Genomic DNA, 19,430 nt, shown 5'->3' with positions numbered 1-19,430 from the left:
CTATTCTACGAAATATAGCGGCTGGGAATTAGACTGGAGACATCGTCGATACTCAACCGAAAGGAAGCAACATGGCTGAAGAAAATAGCGGAAACAAGCCGGAACCGGAGAGCTTCAAGCTCGACCACACCAAGGTGAAGGCGCCGTATGTGCGCTTCATCAGCACCGAGTCGGGCGAGAAGGGCGACGTGATCTCCAACTACGACCTGCGCCTGGTGCAGCCCAACGAGAACGCCATCCCGACCGGTGGTCTGCACACCATCGAGCACACCCTCGCGGTGCTGCTGCGCGAACGCATCCCGGGCTACATCGACTGCTCGCCGTTCGGCTGCCGCACTGGTTTCCACCTGCTGACTTGGGGCGAGCACAGCACCGAGGACGTGGCGAAGGCGCTCAAGGAGTCGCTCGAGTTCATCGCCTACAAGGCGACCTGGGACGACATCCCGGCCACGGACATCAAGAGCTGCGGCAACTACCGCGACCACAGCCTCTTCACGGCCCAGGAATGGTGCAAGAAGATCCTGGACGAGGGCATCAGCTCCGATCCGTTCGTGCGCAAGGTGGTCTGATTCGGTGGTTGGTTTGCGGCTTCGTTTCTGATTGGGCTAAGGGTTGACGAACGTTCGTTCGTGGTTCGGTTTGGCTTGAGCTGATTTGGATTGGCCGAGAGCTGTCGGACGTTGATTTGCGGCTCAGCTTGGATTGATTTGATAAGTCCATGAGCTGTAAAACTTCGGATTTGCGAGGGCGCGTTGGCATTTCGGTGTCGGCGCGCCCTTTTATGTTGTGTAGCCGTACGCCAATACGATATATGGTATTGAGCGATTCGCGGCAAGGTGGTGTCAATATGGTCAACGAGCAATCAGCGCAACGCGTCCGCAAGGCGAACAAAGAAGATCTTGCTACGATTCAGAGCATCTTCGCGCGGGCACGGAAGCTGATGGCGGCGAACGGGAACCTGACGCAATGGGGTACGACCTGGCCTCCGATTGAGCTGATTGAAGAGGATATCGACAAACGTCGCGCTATGGTTCTGGTCGACAATGATGGCGACGACGGTGCCGAACGGATTCTGGCCTACTTCGCCGTGTGCGAGGGCGAAGAGCCGACTTACGCAGAAATCGACGGGCGTTGGTTGGATGACGATGCTTACGTCACCGTGCATCGGCTCGCTTCTTCTGGTCTTCGAGACCACAGCGCGAAAGCCTGCCTCGATTGGGTTCTCGTGCGCTATGGCAACCTACGCTGCGACACGCATCCCGACAACAAGGCCATGCGCCACGTCTTCGAGTCCGACGGTTTCGCCCGCTGCGGTATCATCCATGTTATGAACGTGACTACGACGCCTTCGCCTCGTATCGCCTATCAGCGTCACGATTGCTGAGTCTCGGACGGATTAGTATGTTCGGCTTCGATGATTTGAGATTCGTGATTCCGGAATCGGTTTGATTGTCCGCCTGATATTGAATCTGACATCAATACCAATAACGTGAAAATTCCATTACCTAAAAGCTCACGAACGACTTTGCCGCTGTCACGGATATCAGCTGATATCTGCGGTTTGCGCGCCTAATCAATATTCCTGATATCGCGTTTTGGAAATTCTCGTCCCAACGTGTGAGCGTTTCGTGGCGGGGAATTGCGTTCGTCACCTGCGCGAGCCACAATAAGACCATGACTTTGAACGCACTTGAACCCTGGCAATTCTCCTCCACGCTTGGCAAGTCGAACTACGAGTCGGCGCTGCGGCGCTACCCCGGGCAGGCCATCGTCGACCTCAAGGCGTTGCGCGACAACATGCGCCATCTCGTGGATGTGGTCGGTGGGCCGAAATCCGGCACCGCGGTGATGGGCGTGGTGAAGGCCGACGGCTATGGCCACGGCCTGATCCCCTCCGCGTTGGCGGCGCTCGCCGGCGGCGCGACGTGGCTCGGCACCGCTCAGCCACGCGAGGCCTTGCTGCTGCGCATGGCGGGCATCGATCCAGAGCGTTGCCACATCCTCACGTGGATGTTCAACGGACGCAACGCCCCGCTGCCCGAGCTCATCGCCAGCGACATCGACATCTCCCTGGGGTCGCTGGCCGGCATCGACGCCGTGGCCGACGCCGCCCGCAAGCTCGGCAAGCCCGCGCGCGTGCACATCAAGGTCGACACCGGTTTCGGCCGCAACGGCTTCACCGAGGCCGGCTTCCAAGCCGCGCTCGACAAGCTCGTCCCGCTTGTCAAGGAGGGCGTGCTCGACATCGTGGGGCAGTGGAGCCACTTCTCCGTGGCCGACGCACCCGACGTGCCCGAGTTCGTGGAGGCGACCGACGATCAGCTGGAGACGTTCAAGCGCTTCACCAAGCGTATGGAGGAGGCCGGGATTCCGCCGCGCATCCGCCATATCGCCAACACCGCCGCGACGCTGAGCCGCCCGGAGACCCACTTCGAGCTGACCCGCCCGGGCATCGGGCTGTACGGTTACGAGGCCGACCCCGCCATGGGCACGCCGTTGAAGTATGGCCTGAAGCCGGCGATGACCTTGCAGGCGCAGCTCTCCACCGTCAAGGACGTCGAGGCCGGGCACAGCATCTCCTACGGCCGCACCTACAAGACCGACGAGGCGACAAGTACGGCCATCGTGCCGTTGGGTTACGCCGATGGTATTCATCGCTCCGCCTCCGGATTCGACGAGGCCGGCGCCAAGCACACTGACAAGCCCGGTGGGCCAGTGCGTGTGATGACCAACGATGGACCCAAGCTTATGCGCGTCTCGGGGCGTGTGTGCATGGATCAGTTCATCCTCGACCTGCACGGCAGCGCCGAGGAGATGGGCGTGCATGAGGGCGACACCGTCGAGCTCTTCGGGCCCGGTCGCGGCGAGGAGTTCGCCGAGCCGACCGCCGACGATTGGGCGCGCGCCGCCGACACCATCAGCTACGAGATCTTCACCTGCCTGCGCACGCGCATCCCACGGCTTTATCTCCACGCCGCGGAGGTGCTTGCACCGCAGGACATGAGCAAGCTCAACGCCAAGACGCTGCTCTGAGTGAAGTCGCGGGTATCTGGGTAGTCGGCCGACTGGCTAGTTAGCTGGTCGGCTGGCTGGATAATTAAAAGTATTTGGATAATCGAATAGCATATTGGCAAGCGGACGGTTTGGCCGTGATTATGCCATTGACGGCGATTGTCGATGGCGATATGGTCGGCTTAGATACTGTTCAGACACGGTTTGACGAGACGGGAACATTGCGGGCATGACGATAACGGCGAACGGCGAAGAAGTGCTTGAGGATGAGGGCTATACGGCCTTCGACGAGGAGCGCTGGACCGAAGAACCGCCGAAATCGCAATCACGAACCGCGTTCCAACGCGACCGTGCACGCCTCATCCATTCCTCCGCGCTGCGCAGGCTCGGCGCCAAAAGCCAGATATTGGTGGCCGGCACCGACGATTTCGCCCGCACACGCCTGACCCACACTCTCGAGGTCGCCCAGATCGGCCGTCAAATCGGTTCGATGCTCGGCTGCGACCCCGACGTGGTCGACTGCGCCTGCCTCGCCCACGACCTGGGGCACCCGCCCTTTGGCCACAACGGCGAGCGCGTGCTGGCGGACATCGCCAAGGACATCGGCGGATTCGAGGGCAACGCCCAGACCCTGCGCCTGCTCACGCGGCTCGAACCGAAGATTTTCCACGCCGACGGCCGCTCCGCCGGCGTCAACCTCACCCGAGCCTCGCTCGACGCGGCCGTGAAATATCCATGGACGCTGGCCGAGGCCGCGCAACACCCGAAAGGGGAGCGGAGCACCAAATTCTGCGTCTACCCGGACGACGTCGATGTGTTCAACTGGCTCAAGACCGGCGCGCCCAAGGACGCCAAACCCATGGAATGCCAGGTGATGGACCTCTCCGACGACATCGCCTACAGCGTCCACGACGTCGAGGACGCCATCGCCACCGGAGCCTTCAATCCGCTCGCCCTCGCTGATTCCAGGGTCATCGACGGCATCATCGACGTGACGCGTGAGTGGTACGGCCAGCAGTGGGACGCCGACTTGTTGCTCGCCGCTTTCCAGCGGCTCAAGAAATTGCACATGTTCCCCTCGCATTTCAACGGTTCGCGGCAGGCGCTCGCCCAGCTGAAGAACATCACCAGCTCGCTTATCGGGCGGTTCGCGGGGTCCGTCGAACGGGCGACGCGCGAAAAATACGGTCAAGGACGGCTTACGCGTTACAGCGCCAACGTCGTGATTCCCGAGGAAACGAACTACGAGATCGTCGCGCTCAAAGGTATCGCGGTCTATTTCGTCATGGCGCCGCGTGAGCGCGAACCCTTGCATGAGAAGGAACTTCAGGTCGTCGAGGACCTGGTGGACGTGTTGATGGCCGATTCGCCGCGCCCCTCCGACGCGCTGGAGACCGTGTTCCTCGAGGATTGGAACGAGTCGACCAACGACGACGAGCGGCTGCGCGTGGCCATCGACCAGGTCGCCAACCTCACCGACGGGTCGGCCCTGACGCTGCACTCGATCCTGTGCTGAGAGTCCGAGAAGTTACCTCACCTCTGAGCGTGTTCGCCATGCGCTGGCACTGGTGCCTGTGTTCGTGCATGGTCCTGTTCACTCTGGCGGACATGATTCATTGGGCAAAAACCATGGCTATGAGTAAGGTGAAACGTTATGGCCGGAATCATTGTGAAGCAAGACATCGAGAAGGTGCGTGCCACGGCGGACCTCTACGACATCGTCTCCTCGACGGTGACGCTCAAGGCGTCGGGCACCGGCACCTTCATGGGCCTGTGCCCCTTCCACGACGAGAAGACACCGAGCTTCAGCGTGCGCCCGTCGCTTGGCGTGTGGCATTGCTTCGGCTGCGGGCTCGGCGGCGACGTGTTCGGCTATGTGGAGCACAAGGAGAACATCGACTTCCGCGAGGCCGTGGAGCTTCTGGCCGACAAATACCATATCGAGCTGCACTATGAGTCGGGCAAAGGCGTCGGGCTGGAGCAGCATGGCTCCAAGCGCGCCCGGCTGCTCGAGGCCAACGAGGAGGCGCAGCGCTATTTTGTCTCCCAGATCCTCACGCGTGAGGCGCTCGCGGCCCGCAAACTGCTCGGCGGCCGCAACTTCAGCCAGGCCGATTGCGAGCGGTTCGGCTGCGGCTACGCGCCCCGGGGCTGGGACAACCTCGTGCGCCACCTGGCCTCCAAGGGGTTCACCCAGCAGGAGATGCTCGACGCCGGCCTCGCCCGCCAGGGGCAGCGCGGTGTCTACGATTACTTCCGCGGCCGCGCCACCTGGCCGATCCGCGACTCCACGGGCCGCACGCTCGGCTTCGGCGCGCGCAAGCTCTACGACGACGACAACATCAACGCCAAATACATCAACACCCCCGACACCCAGCTCTACCGCAAGACGCAGGCGCTCTACGGCATCGACCTGGCCAAGTCCAGCATCGTCAAGAAGCGTCAGGCCGTCATCGTCGAGGGATACACGGACGTCATGGCCTGCCACTTGGCCGGCATCGACACCGCCGTGGCCACCTGCGGCACGGCATTCGGCGAGGAGCATGCCAAGATCATCCGTCGTCTGATCTCCGACGATTCGCTTGGCGCCATCCAGCTGGTGGGGCCGCTGAAGGTCGAAGGCCAGTCGCTGAGCTCGCGCATCGTCTTCACCTTTGACGGCGACGCGGCGGGGCAGAAGGCCGCCATCCACGCCTTCGGGCTTGATTCCGCCTTCCTCTCGCAGACCTTCGTGGCCGTGGCCGACAACAACCTCGACCCCTGCGACCTGCGCATCCAGCAGGGCAATCAGGCGGTGCGTTCTCTGATTGACCATGCGCGCCCGCTCTACGACTTTGTGATCGACACGGCCATCGACCGGTTCGACACCTCCTACACCACCGGGCAGATGGGGGCTGTGAAGGCCGCCGCGCCGCTGATCGCGCAGATCCGCGACCGCTCGCTGCTCGACCTCTACACCCGCAAGGCCACGCGCCGCATCGGCGTCGACCTCGACATCATGCGCCGTGAGGTCAACCGCGCCCGTCGTCAGTTGCATGTGCGCGACGATGATGCTTATGCTCCTAAGCGGCATTGGAGCGGATGGTCGGAGAACCGCCGCTCGTCGCAGGGCGGCGAGTTCTCGAATCCCGCGGCCAAGCGGGCCCTTGAACGCAAGGACGCCAACGACCAGACCTACTACCATGTCGACGACGCGGTGTTCATCTGCGAGCAGCAGTTCATGGCCGTGCTCATCCAGGTGCCGCGGGCCATCAATCCCCGCGCGTTCGGTCAGCTGACGCTGGGCGACTTCATGACGCCCGTCTTCCGCTCCATGTTCCAGGCCATCGCCGCCGCCGGTGGGCTGCCAAGCGACGACACCCCGCAGGGCCTGTGGATGCACAACCTCACCAAGGCCGCCGGGCCCATGCTCGAGCAGGTCATCAACGAGCTGGCCGTCATGCCCCTGCCGCTCTCCAACGGCGACGCCGAGGTGGGCAACGCCAACAACGCCAACGGCAACAATATGAACGGCAATGTCAGCGCCGGCATCAACTCAACCGACGCCAACGCGCAGGGTATGGGCGCGAACGGGCCGAGTCCGACGGCGGTGCAGCTGCGGGCGGCGAGCGACGAGGAGAAGCGCTACGCCTCCGAGCTGACCGCGCGCCTGCTCGACATCGGCTACATGCGGCGCATCGGCGCGGCCAAGCGCAAGATGGCCCAGTTGCCCGATGGCGAGGAGAAGATCAAGCTCCTCGGCAAGATCACCGACATGGAGGCCGTGCGCAAGGATCTGCAGGCGCAGGTCTACGAGAACGCCGGCGTCTGAGCCGGCAGGAAAAGAGGAATTTGCTGATCGATTAGCTGCCTTTATGACATTAGGTCGGCGGGGAGCTGAGCCGCGATTAACCGTCGCTGTAATCATGGATTGCTGAGGAAGCCATCGGTTGTTTTCCTCTGCGTCCGTTTCCGCGCCCGTGTCCACACCAAATGCCGGTGCCGGTGCTTGGGTCGGTTAAATATGTTGGCGGCATCGCTTCATTGTCCACTTCCGCGTCGTTCGCGGGCAATCGGCAGTGGGGTAGTGCTGTACCGTCATGGGAACCCGGCTTTTGCGAAAGACAAGTCACGCCTAAGCCACCGTCGAATCCTCCAAGCCCCATTCTTCGTGCAGCGAAGTAATCCTGCAGATGCCTTCCAACCCGTGCAACAAAGCGCCAAAATAGCGACACGACACCGGGATTTCCAATTTTTTTTCATAAATTTGGTCGCTAAATCAGCTATACAGACAAGCCAATAATTTCTAGGATTCTTGATATGGCGACGCGGCCCCATATGGGAATTTGGTCGCTTTTCGCGCCCTTTTTCGTCCTATGAATGGCCGGAAAACCCATACAATAAGAGGTATAGAACGAATGACGATTCGGCGGCCATGCCGAGCCGAGTCCATGAGCGAGTAATGGCGAACCGGTTTCCGGTAGCCCGTTGGTTGGGGGATGACGAATGATGGTTGCAGGGGATATCGTTGTGTCTTGTCGTCAAACGGACGGGCAGCTGCGGTGAATAGTGGTGACGGCCCCGTGGTCTTTCAAGTGACGGTCTGGTTGGTGGATTGATGCGCAACTGGATTGTCAGGGAATTGAAGAACGACACCATTCTGGTGGTGGCGACCATCCTCGCCATCGTCTCCTGTTTCATCGTTCCTCCGGACCGTCAATACCTTGGCTACATCCATATGAACACCATCTCGCAGCTGGTCTGCCTGATGCTCGTGGTCTGCGGCCTGCAACGCATCGGCGTCTTCCACATCATCGGCACCAAGCTGCTGCACCACGTCGCCAGCGAAAGCACGTTGGTCATCACGCTGGTCTCCCTGACCTTCTTCTCCGCGATCTTCATCACCAACGACGTCGCTCTCGTCACCTTCATCCCCTTCGCCATATCCGTGCTCACGATGGCCAAGATGGAGGACAAAGCCGTTCTCGTGGTCACGCTCATGACCGTGGGCGCCAACACCGGCAGCATGCTCACGCCAATCGGCAACGCCCACAACCTCTACCTCAAGTCCGTCTCGAAGATGTCCACCTTCGAATTTTTGGAGACCATGGGCCCCTACTCCCTGGTCGCGGCAGTGCTACTGCTCATCGTCGTGCTCGTCTTGTTCCGCAGACGCGACACCCAGGCCGATTTCGTGGGGCTCGACAGCAAGGACATCGAGCAGTCCATCTTCGCCCCGCAGGACAACGGTATGCAACCCGACGAGATACGCGTGCTGAGCTACGGCGCCGGGCATGGTGGCTGGAGGGCCGGGGTCTACGCGGTGCTCTTCCTGGTCTGCATCCTGACCGTCGGCGGCCTGATACCGCTCTGGGCGATGTGCGTGGTGGTGTTCGCGGCGTTCCTGGTCTGCGACCGCAAGGCGTTCCTCAAGGTCGACTGGAGCCTGCCGCTCACCTTCGTCATGTTCTTCATCTTCATTGGCAACATGCGCCGCGTCCCCGAGTTCTCGTCGTTCGTTGCCTCGATCGTCAACCAGCATCCGATGGGCGTGGCGATTGGCTCAAGCCAGCTGATCAGCAACGTGCCCACCTCCATCCTGCTCTCCGGCTTCTGCAGCCAGTGGAAGGAACTGATCATCGGCACCAATCTGGGCGGCCTGGGCACGCTTATCGCCTCGATGGCCTCGCTGATCTCCTATCAGCAGGTCGCGCGCAAATACCCGCAGCACAAGGGCCGCTACCTGCTCGTCTACAGCGCGGTCAACGTGCTGTTTTTGGCGGTGCTCATCGGGTTGTCGTTCATCATCGAGTGACGGCATCGGGTGGTTTCCGGTGGGTGGATTGGCTGCTTCAGCGGTATGAATCGTACGTAATTATGTGAGTGTTCGTCCGTTTGCTGCCGTTATTTTTTTGCCGTTGGCGGGTTGTGGAAGCATGAATCGGGCCGCGCGTCGCATGAATTCGTTCGATTTCTGCCGTTTTATTGTGATGGTATGAACCGAACAAGATGTGACGATAATTTTGCCAGTTTGCAGCCGTTTAAGGTTATGGCGAGATGAATGGCGCGATGTATCTGGATGAACTTACGGCAACGAATACGTGGTCGCGCGAGAGCGGCCGTTGCGCTCCAACTCGCCCTTGCTGGTCAGGGACTTCAAGACGTAGGCGGTCTGGTTCTTGCTGATGCCCAGCTGCTGCTCAATCTGCGCGCGAGTCAGTTTCAACCCTCGCTCCGAGAAGAGGTGCAGGGTGATGGCTTCCAAGGATTGCACCGAATACTGTGGCAGCGCCTCTTTCGGCAGGCTTTGCGAACCATGGGTGGATTTCACGGATTCATGCGATGGGTTGCTGGTCACTAATGAACGTGGTGATTGGTTGGCTGCGAGTCTTGAGGCTGACGACTGGTTACGGGCCTTCCGCGCCTTCCAAGCCTTCTCGCCGGCGAGCACCACGGTGAGCGGGACGGCGGCGATGACACGCGAACCGTCCACCGCCTCGGAGGCGTCATCGGTGATATAGGCGTGCGAGGTCGAGAGAGGGTGCGCTGTGGGGAACACGTAGCGTCTTGCGGTTCGGCCGTCGCCTGCGCCGTCAGCGTCACCGTTGTCTGTGCTGTTATCGCCTGCCAGCGCATCGTCCATGTCATCGTCGTCCAGCGCCTCGTCGGTCTGGCCATGGCCTGGCCAGGCGGTGTCGAGAACCGGCTTGGGCAGCACGATGGCGAAGGACGAGGGACCGACGCGCAACTGCGGGCTGGCGATGCTCTCCGAATACGATTCGAGGATGCGCTGGATGCCGGTGCCGTAGTTCTCGCACAGGTCGAGCCGCTCGAAGACATCGGCCAGCCAGGGGTTGCGCGTCTCGCTGACCCCGTTGAGCAGGTCGTTGACCTCGAGATGGTCGTAGAGCCCGCCGAGCGAGACGATCTCGACGCGAGTGGCGAAGATGCTGACGAGAGTGGGCCCGGGCTTGCCGTAGTCACGGTGCAGGGCGGCGTTGACCAGCGCCTCCCGCAAGGCCGCCGTGGGCCAGGTCTCATCGGGATTGTGGTGGTTGAGCAGCAGCATGGCCTCGTTGATCTGGCGCAGCAGGGAACCGGTGAGGTGGTGGCGTTCCGTCAGTTTCGCCTTGGTGTCGTCGGCGAACACGGCGCATTTGATCTCGTAGGGGCATTGGTCGCTGATGAGCAGCGTGGTGTTGGTGGTGAGCCCCGCTTCGGTGCGGATATGGAGGGCGGCGAGGGTTTCGTCATCCCACGCGAGGCCGGCCGAGGCGAAGGCCTCACGCGCGTAATCGAAGGTCAGCGGATCGACCTCGCAGAGCGCATGGTCGAAAAGCGGGGCCGGTGGTGCGGCGTAGTCATCACCGGTGAGCCCGCTATCATCCACGTTTGCCCGTGTCTGCGATTGTCCCTCATCCATTTCCATGGCTTAAGCGTAACGTCGCGTTGCGACAGTTCCGATGAATTTTCATCGCATTTCATCGCTGATTTTCAGGGTCTGAAAATACTTCGATTTCGTTGGTATCACTTGCTTTTCATCTCCTTTGCATTGAAGCTTTTGTATCGCTGATGCTCGATTCCCTGATTCTCTCGGGTTCTCCCCTGATTTTGAAATCAGGGAAGAGGAGTGACTTTTGGCACCGGGTGTCGAAACGGGGAGCGTGTGACGATGAGGATATGGGTAACACAGACGTGACGAAACATACGATACAGGCGTTCCGTGAGCAACAGCAATATGGGACGGGAACCAACGAGATTCTGCGGGCCAGCGGGTTGTTCCGGGACTTTGGGTTCAGGCTGGGGCCGATTGACTTGAGTGTTCGAGAAGGTGAGACGGTGGCGGTCATCGGGCCCTCCGGGTGTGGCAAGTCGTCGTTATTGCGGGCGATGGCGGGGATGGACAAACCCACCCATGGCACAGTCACGTTTGACGGCAAGGTGTTGGGCAAACTCGGTGAGAAGAAGCTGGCGCAGCTGCGTGCCTCGCGCTTCGCGTTCATCTTCCAGGATTACATGCTGCTCGAGAACCTGACCATTGGCGAGAATGTGGCGTTGCCGGCCTCGATTCGCGGCGAGCGGATGGGCGATGACGAGATGTTGCGGGCCTTGGCGTGCGTGGGCCTTGCCGACAAGCCGTTGGACACGCCGGTCACCAGCCTTTCCGGCGGCCAGCAGCAACGGGTCGCCATCGCCAGGGCGCTCGCGATCGGTGCCGATGTGCTCTTCGCGGACGAGCCGACCGGCAACCTGGACCCGAAGGCGCGCGACGAGGTGGTCGAGACCATCCACGCCTCCATGAGGGCAGGGCTCAAGGCCGCCTTGATCGTCACTCACGACCCGGTAGTGGCCTCATCGGCCGACCGTGTGGTGCTGATGGCTGACGGCCGTGTCGTACAGGAATATGACGATGGGCTTTCCGCCCCTCAGATTGAGGATTTGCTGCTGGGAGTCCGCAATGAATAGGCCTAGGGGAAGGATCGCAAACGGTATAGGAAACTCGAGCGGTGTAGTCGGTGCGCCAGGGCATAGCGTCAAGACGGACGGCAAGTTCATCGTCTCGTCGCTGTGGCGTGGCAACCGACGGCTGCAGGTGCTCAACGGTGCGGCGAACATGGCGGCGATGACGCTGGTGTTCGTGCTCGCGTGGGCCACCAATTCCGTGCCGAAGCTGGCAGCGGAGCTGGGAATGTTTCTTGTCTTTATGGGCATCGGCGCCGTACTGATCGACAAGACCACCACGGACCACGCTTTCATTGCCAAGTGGAGCGACCTCATGCGTTTGCGGATGATGGGTGCCACCCCACGCTGGCTGATTGGCGCCATGATTGGTGTGCAGCTGCCCGTCGCCTTCGTTTCGGCGCTCGGCGCGTGCGTGCTCGGGGTGCCTGGCAACGCGATCTTCTCGTTCCTTTTCAGAATGATGGGTCCGGAGGCGGTGCGGCGAACGGGTTCAGGCTTCGTCAACGCGGTCTGGCAGACGGTGCTCATCTCACTCGCCTGCGCCGTGGTGTCCGCGTACTTCTCCGGAAGGAAAGTCGTAAAGTCAAGGCTGACGCTTTCCGCGGTTCCCGAGCCCAAGACGCGGCGCACGGTATACACCCGGGTTTCCGTTGTGATCCGCAATCTCACCACCTTGGCAATGTTCTTCGTCGGCATCGGTTGGGGCATCGTCTCATCCCTGTCAGGCAGCGAGGCGGCGCAGGCGGGCATCATCGTGATGCCCCTGTTGGTCTGTTGGAGCATCGCCAGGCTGGCCAAACCGCTGTTGCAGACCATCGGAGGCAGTATCAGCAGGCGTCTGCGTGGGCGTTCGTGGACGGATATCGCCCTGCGTGATGTGGCCGCGCTCAAATCCATGTCGATCTTCAGCATCACCGTCGTGGCGGTGGCCGTGTTCGTCTTCTTCTATGGCTTGCAGACCTTCCTGGACAACACCGCCCGTAGCTCGTTGCACGCGATGTTCGACGGCACGGTGGTGATGCAGACCCGGAATGCAGGTAAAGCTGGCACTGAAAGCCTGCGGGATATGGCGGTCAAAGCCGATTCCAGCACACTCGTACTGGCGCCGACCACCGACGTCACCTATCTCTACCATGGCTTCACTAGCTGCGAGAAACAGATGAAAGAGGAGGTTTCTGAAAGTTCCCCGTCGGGCAAAGGCCTTTCCTCGGTGATTGAACACGGGTCGTTGTCGAATTTTGTGCCAGCTGATGCGGTACAAGGCGATGTGGACGCACGAGATGGTGTGGTCTCGACTGATTACGGCGGAGAATACGGCCGGATTGGCCAGCCGGTGTGCATAGCCGGCGCCGATGGGCATTGGCATCGCAGCAAGGTCACTTCGATTGTGCGGATGGGTGGTGGCATGGCCGGTAATTTCTATGTGCCGCGCTCGCTCAAACCGTTGGAAAACCAACATGGCAGGCGCATGGCGATGATTCACCAAGATCATGTGGGGCAGGCCCGTTCGGTGGTGTCCGGTGCGGGAGGGAAAGATCTGAACGTCTCCGAGACACGAGATGTCATCAATCAACTGCCGCTTGGCGGAGTCGCTCGGCGTGGGGCTGAGACAGGCAACCGTACCAGCATCTATTTCACCGTCTACCCGATCCTGCTGATCTCCGTGGTGGGGCTGGTTTCCGTGGTCGCCAATGACACGGAATCGCGCCGGCGCGAGGCCAGAGCCGCTTGGATGGTCGGCATGGGTGAACGACAGTGGGCTTTGATTGGTTGCGTCCGTACAGGTGTCGAGGTTGGTGTGGCCGGGTTGCTTACCATGGTGGCCGTCGTCATCTCCAACAACCTCACCCAGCAGTCGCGGCTTGCCAGCTATTGGCATGCGGCCCGGATATACGTGCCATGGCCGCAACTATGCATGATGGTGCTCGCGTTGCTTGTTGTCGTCGGGTGTGGGGGATTGCTCTATCGCTCGGTGTGGCGCGGCGTCGCACGCAATCGCGGCCGATGAGTGTCGGTTTCAGTCCAACGTGCCGTTGAGCAGGGCGGTCAGCTCCGTGCGGTTGCGCACGTTGAGATGGGCGAAGATGCGGCTGGCGTGGTTCTTCACCGTGCCGGGCGAGAGGAAGAGTTGGTCCGCGATCTCCGAATTGGTGCGGCCTTGGGCGATGAGCATGGCGATTTGCCGGTTGCGCGGCGTCAATTCGGCGAGCAGCGCCTGGGTTTCAGCGTCGGTCGGGGATTGGCTGGAGTCCCTGTCATCCAGCGAACCGTCTGCTGCTCTGGTTGCGAGGCCGGAACCACTTGTAGGCTCTGTGTCTGTAAGGGGCGTTTCGCCAGACTCATACTTGTCGTTTCCGCTGGGATGGATACCATTGGACGGATTCATCGCGTCGTCGCTTGTGCGCTGAAGACCGGTGTTCTTATGACGGTCCTTGCCCGATTCCGCGATGATGCGCATGGCGTGGGCGGTGGCGCTGGCGCCGATGACGCGCCCACCAGCAGCGGCGCGATGGATGGCGTCGTCGAGGTCGGCCGTGGAGACGTCCTTGAGCAGATAACCGACCGCGCCCGCCTGCAGGGAGTTGACGAGGTTGTCGTCCGCGTCGAACGCGGTGAGCAGGATGCACTTGATGTTGGGATATCGGTAGCCCAGCCGCGCGATCAGCTCAGGTCCGCCCATCTGTGGCATACGCGCGTCGATGAGTGCCACATCGATATTGCGCAACACATCGTCACCCAGGACGAGTGTTTCCTCGCCGCTTATCGCCCGCGCGGCGATCACGACACCCGGCATATACGAGACGAGTTCGGCGAGGCCAGTCAGGATAAGTTCCTGGTCGTCGACGATCAACAGGCGAATGGGTCTTGTGGAAGTTGGGGTGGATGATTTTGATGGCTTGAGTTGCGTGGTATCAGTCATGATTCATCCTCCGAAGTCGTTGATAAAGCCGATGTAGTCGATGTAGTCGAGGTGACCGATGCGGTGCCGTCCACGCGCATCGGAATCGTCAACGTGACGCTGGCGCCTCCCAGCTCCTGCGATTCACCCAAACTCAGGCTCCCGCCAATCTGGCAAGCCCGTTCCCGTAGCGCGGAAAGACCGAAACCGTGGTCGATGTCATCGGCGTCGATTCCCGGACCGTCGTCCTCCACCCGCAGCGTTGTCTCACGGCTGCCGACGACCACCGAGAGGTCGACCTTCGTGGCGTGCGCGTGGCGGATGGCGTTGGTCAATGTCTCCTGCAACGCGCGGAAGAGCAGGGTCTGCGCGTCGGCTCCGAGCAGGTTCACGTCGCCGACGATCTCGGTGCGCATGTCGAGACCAGTCTCGCCGAAGGACCGAGCCATCGCGTCGACCGATTCGTTGGTGAGCTTCTGCCCGAACGCCGAGGGGTCGAGCGCCCGGGCCATCTGCCGCACCTCGGTCAGCGTCTCCTTGGTGATGCCTTCGGCTCGGGTGAGGGGCTTGAGAATTGCCGCTCGCGTGGTCTCCGGAATGTCGTCCGCCTTGGAGACGGTGTTGAACGCGGATTCGTGAGCATAGTGTATGGCGGTGAGCTGCTGGCCGATGGAATCGTGCATCTCGCTGGCCATGCGGGCCCGTTCGCGCGAAAGGGTCAGCGATTCGATCTGGCGGACGTTATGCCGCAGCTTGGTGTTGGCGTGTTGCAGTTTCCCCGATTGCACCGTGTAGAGCATGAAGAGGATGCCGGCGAAGAGGATATAGATCGAGGAGGATTGGAACTCCAAGGTGTGGTAGGTGCGCAGGTCATTGAGCACGGGTGATATCACCCAGATGACCAGCGCCGAAAGCGTAATGGCGAGGTAGCCGAACAGGGGAGTGAAGAGCAGCGACGCCTCGGCGATAACGATATAGGCCAACAGCTGCCCGCCATGGCGCGTGTACGGCGCGGACCAGATGCACACGGCGATCAGCGCGAGGGCGATTATGCGCTGCCAGACAAGCCTCGGCGCCTTGAGCATGGTGGCATACAGCACGATGATGAGCGCCGGTTGCAGGAAGAACAGCACGAAATTGCCCACATACGCCGAGTCGGGAATCTGGAAGACGAACGCCAGCGCGAAGATCAGCGCCGAGTACTTGGGGAAGGTCCTCGACGCCTCGCTCCAGAAGTCATGAAACGTCTGGTGAGGTCTCGCCTGGTCTCGTTTCCCCATTGGCGTGTGAGGCTGAGTTTCCGTCCCGCCGTTGCCTTGATCGCCGTCCACCGTGACCTCCTTGCCCACGTTCCAGTCTACAGGCCGGGAGCGCTACTCCGTGGCCGCGCGCGGGATGTCGAGTCAGACGTGCTTGATATAATGGCGGATTGTTGTTTGGCCCCGTAGCTCAGCTGGATAGAGCAACTGACTTCTAATCTGTAGGTCGCGAGTTCGAATCTCGCCGGGGTCACCAAAAGCCCGAGATCTCAACGGTTTCAGGCAGATAGTAATGGGACTACGCTTTAAACCACGCTATAGATTCAAAAACGTCCAAACATACACAGCCAAAAAGAGTATCGACAGCAGCATTTTTCCATCATTCACCGCAAGCCTCCAGGATCCTCAGTGCCGGCGATGAGAATCCAATATCCCATCTGACCTGTTTATTAGCGAGTTCGGATCTTGCCGAGGTCACTTGCCACACGCGGATGTGTGACAAAAATCAGCCGTTGATATGCTTCTTTTTGAGCATTCTAAAAAATAAAAGCCAATATAATTATCGTTCTGTAATATCTTCTGTAGTTCTTAAGAAAAAACGTCGTTGCCTGTGAAGAACAACGACGTTTCGGGATGGCTTCTTTAGACAAGCGCATTGTCTGCGTTGGTGATGTGTGATTCCCTGACATCGGCCAGCATAGGTTTTCCAGATTTGATGACCACTTTGAGATTGCTTTTGCGGTTGCGGAGATCGTCGATCAACATGCTGATGGTTGATTCGGAATCGGTCGTCGTCTCAAAAGTCTCGTAGTGTTCCATACGGTTGACGTCCCTCGACACTGGAATCAGGCAAAGCTGGCCGCGACTGGCGAAATCGACCACCAGAAGAATGTCTCCATTGGTGAGTTCCGCTATTCGATCGAAGACGGTAATCATCGATTCTTCCGAATCGGCGGCCACCACGGGAGTTCCAAACTTGTAGCCGAGTTGTTTTAGCTGTGCGACACCGTTCGGATCGGCCAGCTGGTGCATCACTTTTTTGGTTGTGTTCATATTCACTGGCATTTCGACCTCCTTGCTGTGTCCTAAAACGTGTCTTTCCATTTAACATTCTCGTAGCCAGGATTCGCCTATGCTCTCAGAACGAAGGCTGCAGCGGATAGGGTTTCGCGTTGAGGAAACCGTTGGCGTCGAAGAATTCACGGAGCGTCATGGTCTTGACATGAAAATGTTCGGCTACATCCGGAATCTTGGGCTCTCGCCTGAGTTTCTGGTTTAGGGTCGGATGAACCGCTCGTTCATTGGTAACGATAATGGCATTTTCGGCCATCGCCGCAGCGATCAACCAAGGGTCGGCTTTATCCAGAGGCTCCCATTGTGCGTAGGATTCAGGAGTATAGAGTTGGCAATCTTGCAGATAATCCTGTATTTGCACGTACAGTGCACCGATTTCATCGGAGTGGTGAGATAAAGGCGGAGTAAAAGTTGCCTCGACCCATTCGCCTAGTTCGTCAAGGTGCTTCCTGCTGTCCCGTTTCGTCAATTCAGCATAGACGGAATCGAGCATGATTATTCGCTTCGCCTTGTTCAGACGTTCCAGCCACTTCCAGAAAGGATGGAATTCGGCGTAACCGAAAGGGTGATGGAGACGATGGGACTCGATGAAGATATTCGAGTCAAGCAGGAATTGTGGTGCCATCATTCATTCCTTTCGCTGCGAGCAAACCGTCATAAGCTCTTTCGGATTTAAGTCCAAGAAGGGAAAATCCGTCGGTATAGGAAATGGAATTGGAATTGATTCCTTGCTCCACCAAACTTACAAACCTGCTATCCAAGTGGAAGGAATTGGTGATGTTCTGGTTTCCACCATCATTCTTTGTTGTTCGTTTTGGAGGCACTTGGGCAAGTTGAGTGTATTCCGCTTCAATATCTCGTTCGCTCGCGAGTCCCTCTTGCTTGGCTTTGATGAGGAAGGACAACGCGCTTAAGCCATAGTGACTGGAGAACGTTTCAGCGACTTCAATTCTGGAGGATTTTGTTTTCGATTCTTTAAGCCATTCCTTTCTGAAATCGGAATCGCCCAAAATGATTTCCATAACAGTCTGATTGATGAGACGTTCCTGGTCGGAGATGTCGAATTCGGCTTCAGTCGCGTTGAATAGTTCTTCGGCTCCCAAAAAGATATGGGTGAGCTCGTGCAGAAGGGAAAACAGCATGGCCTTGTCCGAGTCATTGCGGTTGATGAAAATGAGGGGAGCGATATCGTCCAAAAGAGTGAAGGCCCGAAATTCTTGGATGTCGAGTTTTTCATTCTTCGCGACTTCGGAATCGACCATGGTCATGATGCCGACATTGGATAGCATCTCTCTCAAAAAATTAAAGCGTTTGCGGTCGCTTTTGCCGAATGTCCACCGCTCCGGCAATTGGAGAGCCTGAATAATGGATTGGGCGATTTCCTTGGCGCTTCTCGTATTGTGGAGAGAACCCACGAATGTGTTTGTTCCCAAACCAAGACTCATCATTTCGTCATGTGCCCAAGTCTGACGGATTCGCATTTTGGCGATGATGTCTTCAAGGCTTTTGCTCAATGGCGCGGCGTTGTTGTTGAGCGTTCTGAATTTGACGAGTTCATCTTCGTGCGTCGGTGGCACGGAAGTGCGTACCAGACGTCCGAAAGGAATCTGCAAAGCCTTGCTCAAATCAGAGATTTTGGTGAAGGAAAGGCTGATGGGGCGTTTCGCCTGCAGCCACTGCGGAAGCTGTGTGAGCCCCGGTCGAGAAGCAATCGCTTCTACGTCATGTCCGCTTTGGGAAACGGCCCAGCGCAGTGTTGCTGGTTGAACAGTAATCTGAGCCATGAAGCCTCCTTTTTTGCGAATGACAGTATTTGTTTATTATACCGATAAAAGAGAAATATTCAGGTTTTGAAGAGGATTGCGGCGCTGAGATCGATAGCGATGAGTTCGGCGCTCCAACGAAAGAGACTATGACTACACTGGGTTTACTATGTGAATAGCTGAATCTTTAGCGGAATACGAGTTAGTCAGGAATCCAGGGTGATGTATGAGGGTACATTGCTATAGTTGGTGCGGTAAGAATCGTACAGACAAGATTGCATGTGTAGACGAATTGCTCATTGTGATGTAACGAATAGATAGAAATTTAAGGATGTAAGAGATGGCGACGAAACTTAACAAACGGCAGATCAAGCAGCTGAAGGCGTTGGCGAGCAAGACCTCGCCGATGCTGTGGATCGGCAAGAACGGGGTCACCGACGCCGCGGTGAAGCAGGCCTCGGAGACGCTCGAATCGCACGAGCTGCTCAAGGGCGTGGTGCAGGATGGCTGTCCCGTCGACGAGCGCGAGGTCGGCGAGACGCTGGCCGGGCAGATCGGCGCGCAGCTGGTGCAGGTCATCGGCCACCGCTTTGTGCTCTACCGCCCTACCAAGAAAGAGGGCGTCAAGAAGATCGAGTTGGTCCGTTAGCAGCTTTATCCGCTAGTTATTCGTGCTTCGCCAGGTCGTTTCCTGATCTAGGTTCCGTCAAGCACTGGTTTCAACGTCATGGGTAGTAGCCGGTGGCGTTTTTCGATGAGCTGTCGTCGATTCAGGATGTAGGCATGCAGGCCAAATTCCGGTGGCAATCAACTTTTTGCCTGTAGCCCTAACTTCCTGATTCGCGGGAACGGATTGCGTCACAGGCTAGGAACCGAAATAGGGGATAGGCGATAACTTCCGCGTCCACAGCAGGCCGGAATCGTTTTTGTGTTCCGGATATTGGCAGGTGGATTCTGAATTATCGTGCGATTAGCTATTTT

The 19,430-nt window shown here is 58.9% G+C and carries 15 protein-coding genes and 1 tRNA gene; 10 read left to right on the top strand and 6 right to left on the bottom strand.

Annotated features, from left to right (window positions below; genetic code table 11):
* The first annotated feature begins 71 nt into the window (after nt 1-71).
* The 6 genes from OZY47_RS05590 to OZY47_RS05565 all read left to right on the top strand — a co-directional run bounded on the left by OZY47_RS05590 (nt 72) and on the right by OZY47_RS05565 (nt 8,806).
* Nucleotides 72-569, top strand: a complete 498-nt coding sequence (locus tag OZY47_RS05590; protein WP_277177368.1) for an S-ribosylhomocysteine lyase — start codon at nt 72-74, stop codon at nt 567-569.
* Nucleotides 570-847: 278 nt separating this feature from the next.
* Entirely contained in the window at nt 848-1,384 is a 537-nt protein-coding gene (locus OZY47_RS05585; protein WP_277177367.1) for an N-acetyltransferase, read from the top strand.
* Between the two features lie 290 nt (nt 1,385-1,674).
* Nucleotides 1,675-3,033, top strand: coding sequence for an alanine racemase (gene alr / locus OZY47_RS05580; protein WP_277177366.1), 1,359 nt, complete (start codon nt 1,675-1,677; stop codon nt 3,031-3,033).
* Nucleotides 3,034-3,241: 208 nt separating this feature from the next.
* Nucleotides 3,242-4,528: a deoxyguanosinetriphosphate triphosphohydrolase gene (locus tag OZY47_RS05575; RefSeq protein WP_277177365.1), complete on the top strand. Its 1,287-nt coding sequence runs from the start codon at nt 3,242-3,244 to the stop codon at nt 4,526-4,528.
* Between the two features lie 138 nt (nt 4,529-4,666).
* Complete coding sequence (gene dnaG, locus OZY47_RS05570) at nt 4,667-6,823, top strand: DNA primase (protein WP_277177364.1); 2,157 nt, start codon at nt 4,667-4,669, stop codon at nt 6,821-6,823.
* A gap of 786 nt (nt 6,824-7,609) precedes the next feature.
* Nucleotides 7,610-8,806 (top strand): SLC13 family permease, encoded by a 1,197-nt coding sequence (locus tag OZY47_RS05565; RefSeq protein WP_277177363.1) that lies wholly within the window; start codon nt 7,610-7,612, stop codon nt 8,804-8,806.
* 270 nt (nt 8,807-9,076) lie between these two features.
* On the opposite strand, the gene OZY47_RS05560 is transcribed toward OZY47_RS05565, so the two are convergent.
* Nucleotides 9,077-10,420 (bottom strand): ATP-binding protein, encoded by a 1,344-nt coding sequence (locus OZY47_RS05560; RefSeq protein ID WP_277177362.1) that lies wholly within the window; start codon nt 10,418-10,420, stop codon nt 9,077-9,079.
* A 143-nt stretch (nt 10,421-10,563) separates the two neighbouring features.
* Here OZY47_RS05560 and OZY47_RS05555 point away from each other — a divergent pair, with 143 nt between their 5' ends.
* On the top strand, nt 10,564-11,457 hold the full coding sequence (locus tag OZY47_RS05555; RefSeq protein ID WP_348519383.1) for an ABC transporter ATP-binding protein: 894 nt from the start codon (nt 10,564-10,566) through the stop codon (nt 11,455-11,457).
* Between the two features lie 148 nt (nt 11,458-11,605).
* On the top strand, nt 11,606-13,462 hold the full coding sequence (locus OZY47_RS05550; RefSeq protein ID WP_277177360.1) for a hypothetical protein: 1,857 nt from the start codon (nt 11,606-11,608) through the stop codon (nt 13,460-13,462).
* 9 nt (nt 13,463-13,471) lie between these two features.
* On the opposite strand, the gene OZY47_RS05545 is transcribed toward OZY47_RS05550, so the two are convergent.
* On the bottom strand, nt 13,472-14,374 hold the full coding sequence (locus OZY47_RS05545) for a response regulator transcription factor (RefSeq protein ID WP_277177359.1): 903 nt from the start codon (nt 14,372-14,374) through the stop codon (nt 13,472-13,474).
* A complete protein-coding gene (locus tag OZY47_RS05540) occupies nt 14,371-15,633 on the bottom strand; it encodes a sensor histidine kinase (protein WP_277177358.1) in 1,263 nt (420 codons plus the stop codon). Before OZY47_RS05540 ends, OZY47_RS05545 begins: the two co-directional genes overlap by 4 nt.
* 158 nt (nt 15,634-15,791) lie before the next feature.
* Between OZY47_RS05540 and OZY47_RS05535 the strand changes: the two genes are divergently transcribed.
* Nucleotides 15,792-15,868 (top strand) — tRNA-Arg (locus OZY47_RS05535).
* Between the two features lie 386 nt (nt 15,869-16,254).
* On the opposite strand, the gene OZY47_RS05530 is transcribed toward OZY47_RS05535, so the two are convergent.
* The 3 genes from OZY47_RS05530 to OZY47_RS05520 all read right to left on the bottom strand — a co-directional run bounded on the left by OZY47_RS05530 (nt 16,255) and on the right by OZY47_RS05520 (nt 18,470).
* On the bottom strand, nt 16,255-16,677 hold the full coding sequence (locus OZY47_RS05530; protein WP_277177357.1) for a hypothetical protein: 423 nt from the start codon (nt 16,675-16,677) through the stop codon (nt 16,255-16,257).
* Nucleotides 16,678-16,750: 73 nt separating this feature from the next.
* On the bottom strand, nt 16,751-17,314 hold the full coding sequence (locus OZY47_RS05525) for a DUF4411 family protein (protein ID WP_277177356.1): 564 nt from the start codon (nt 17,312-17,314) through the stop codon (nt 16,751-16,753).
* A complete protein-coding gene (locus tag OZY47_RS05520; RefSeq protein WP_277177355.1) occupies nt 17,289-18,470 on the bottom strand; it encodes an ImmA/IrrE family metallo-endopeptidase in 1,182 nt (393 codons plus the stop codon). Before OZY47_RS05520 ends, OZY47_RS05525 begins: the two co-directional genes overlap by 26 nt.
* Nucleotides 18,471-18,789: 319 nt before the next feature.
* On the opposite strand from OZY47_RS05520, the gene OZY47_RS05515 reads away from it, so the two are divergent.
* Nucleotides 18,790-19,098, top strand: a complete 309-nt coding sequence (locus OZY47_RS05515; protein ID WP_277177354.1) for a YhbY family RNA-binding protein — start codon at nt 18,790-18,792, stop codon at nt 19,096-19,098.
* The last annotated feature ends 332 nt before the right edge of the window (nt 19,099-19,430 follow it).

The organism is Bifidobacterium sp. ESL0790 (assembly GCF_029395435.1).
Classification (GTDB): domain Bacteria; phylum Actinomycetota; class Actinomycetes; order Actinomycetales; family Bifidobacteriaceae; genus Bifidobacterium.
Note: the sequence above shows the minus strand (reverse complement) of the source record. Positions and strands in the feature narration are given on the sequence as shown.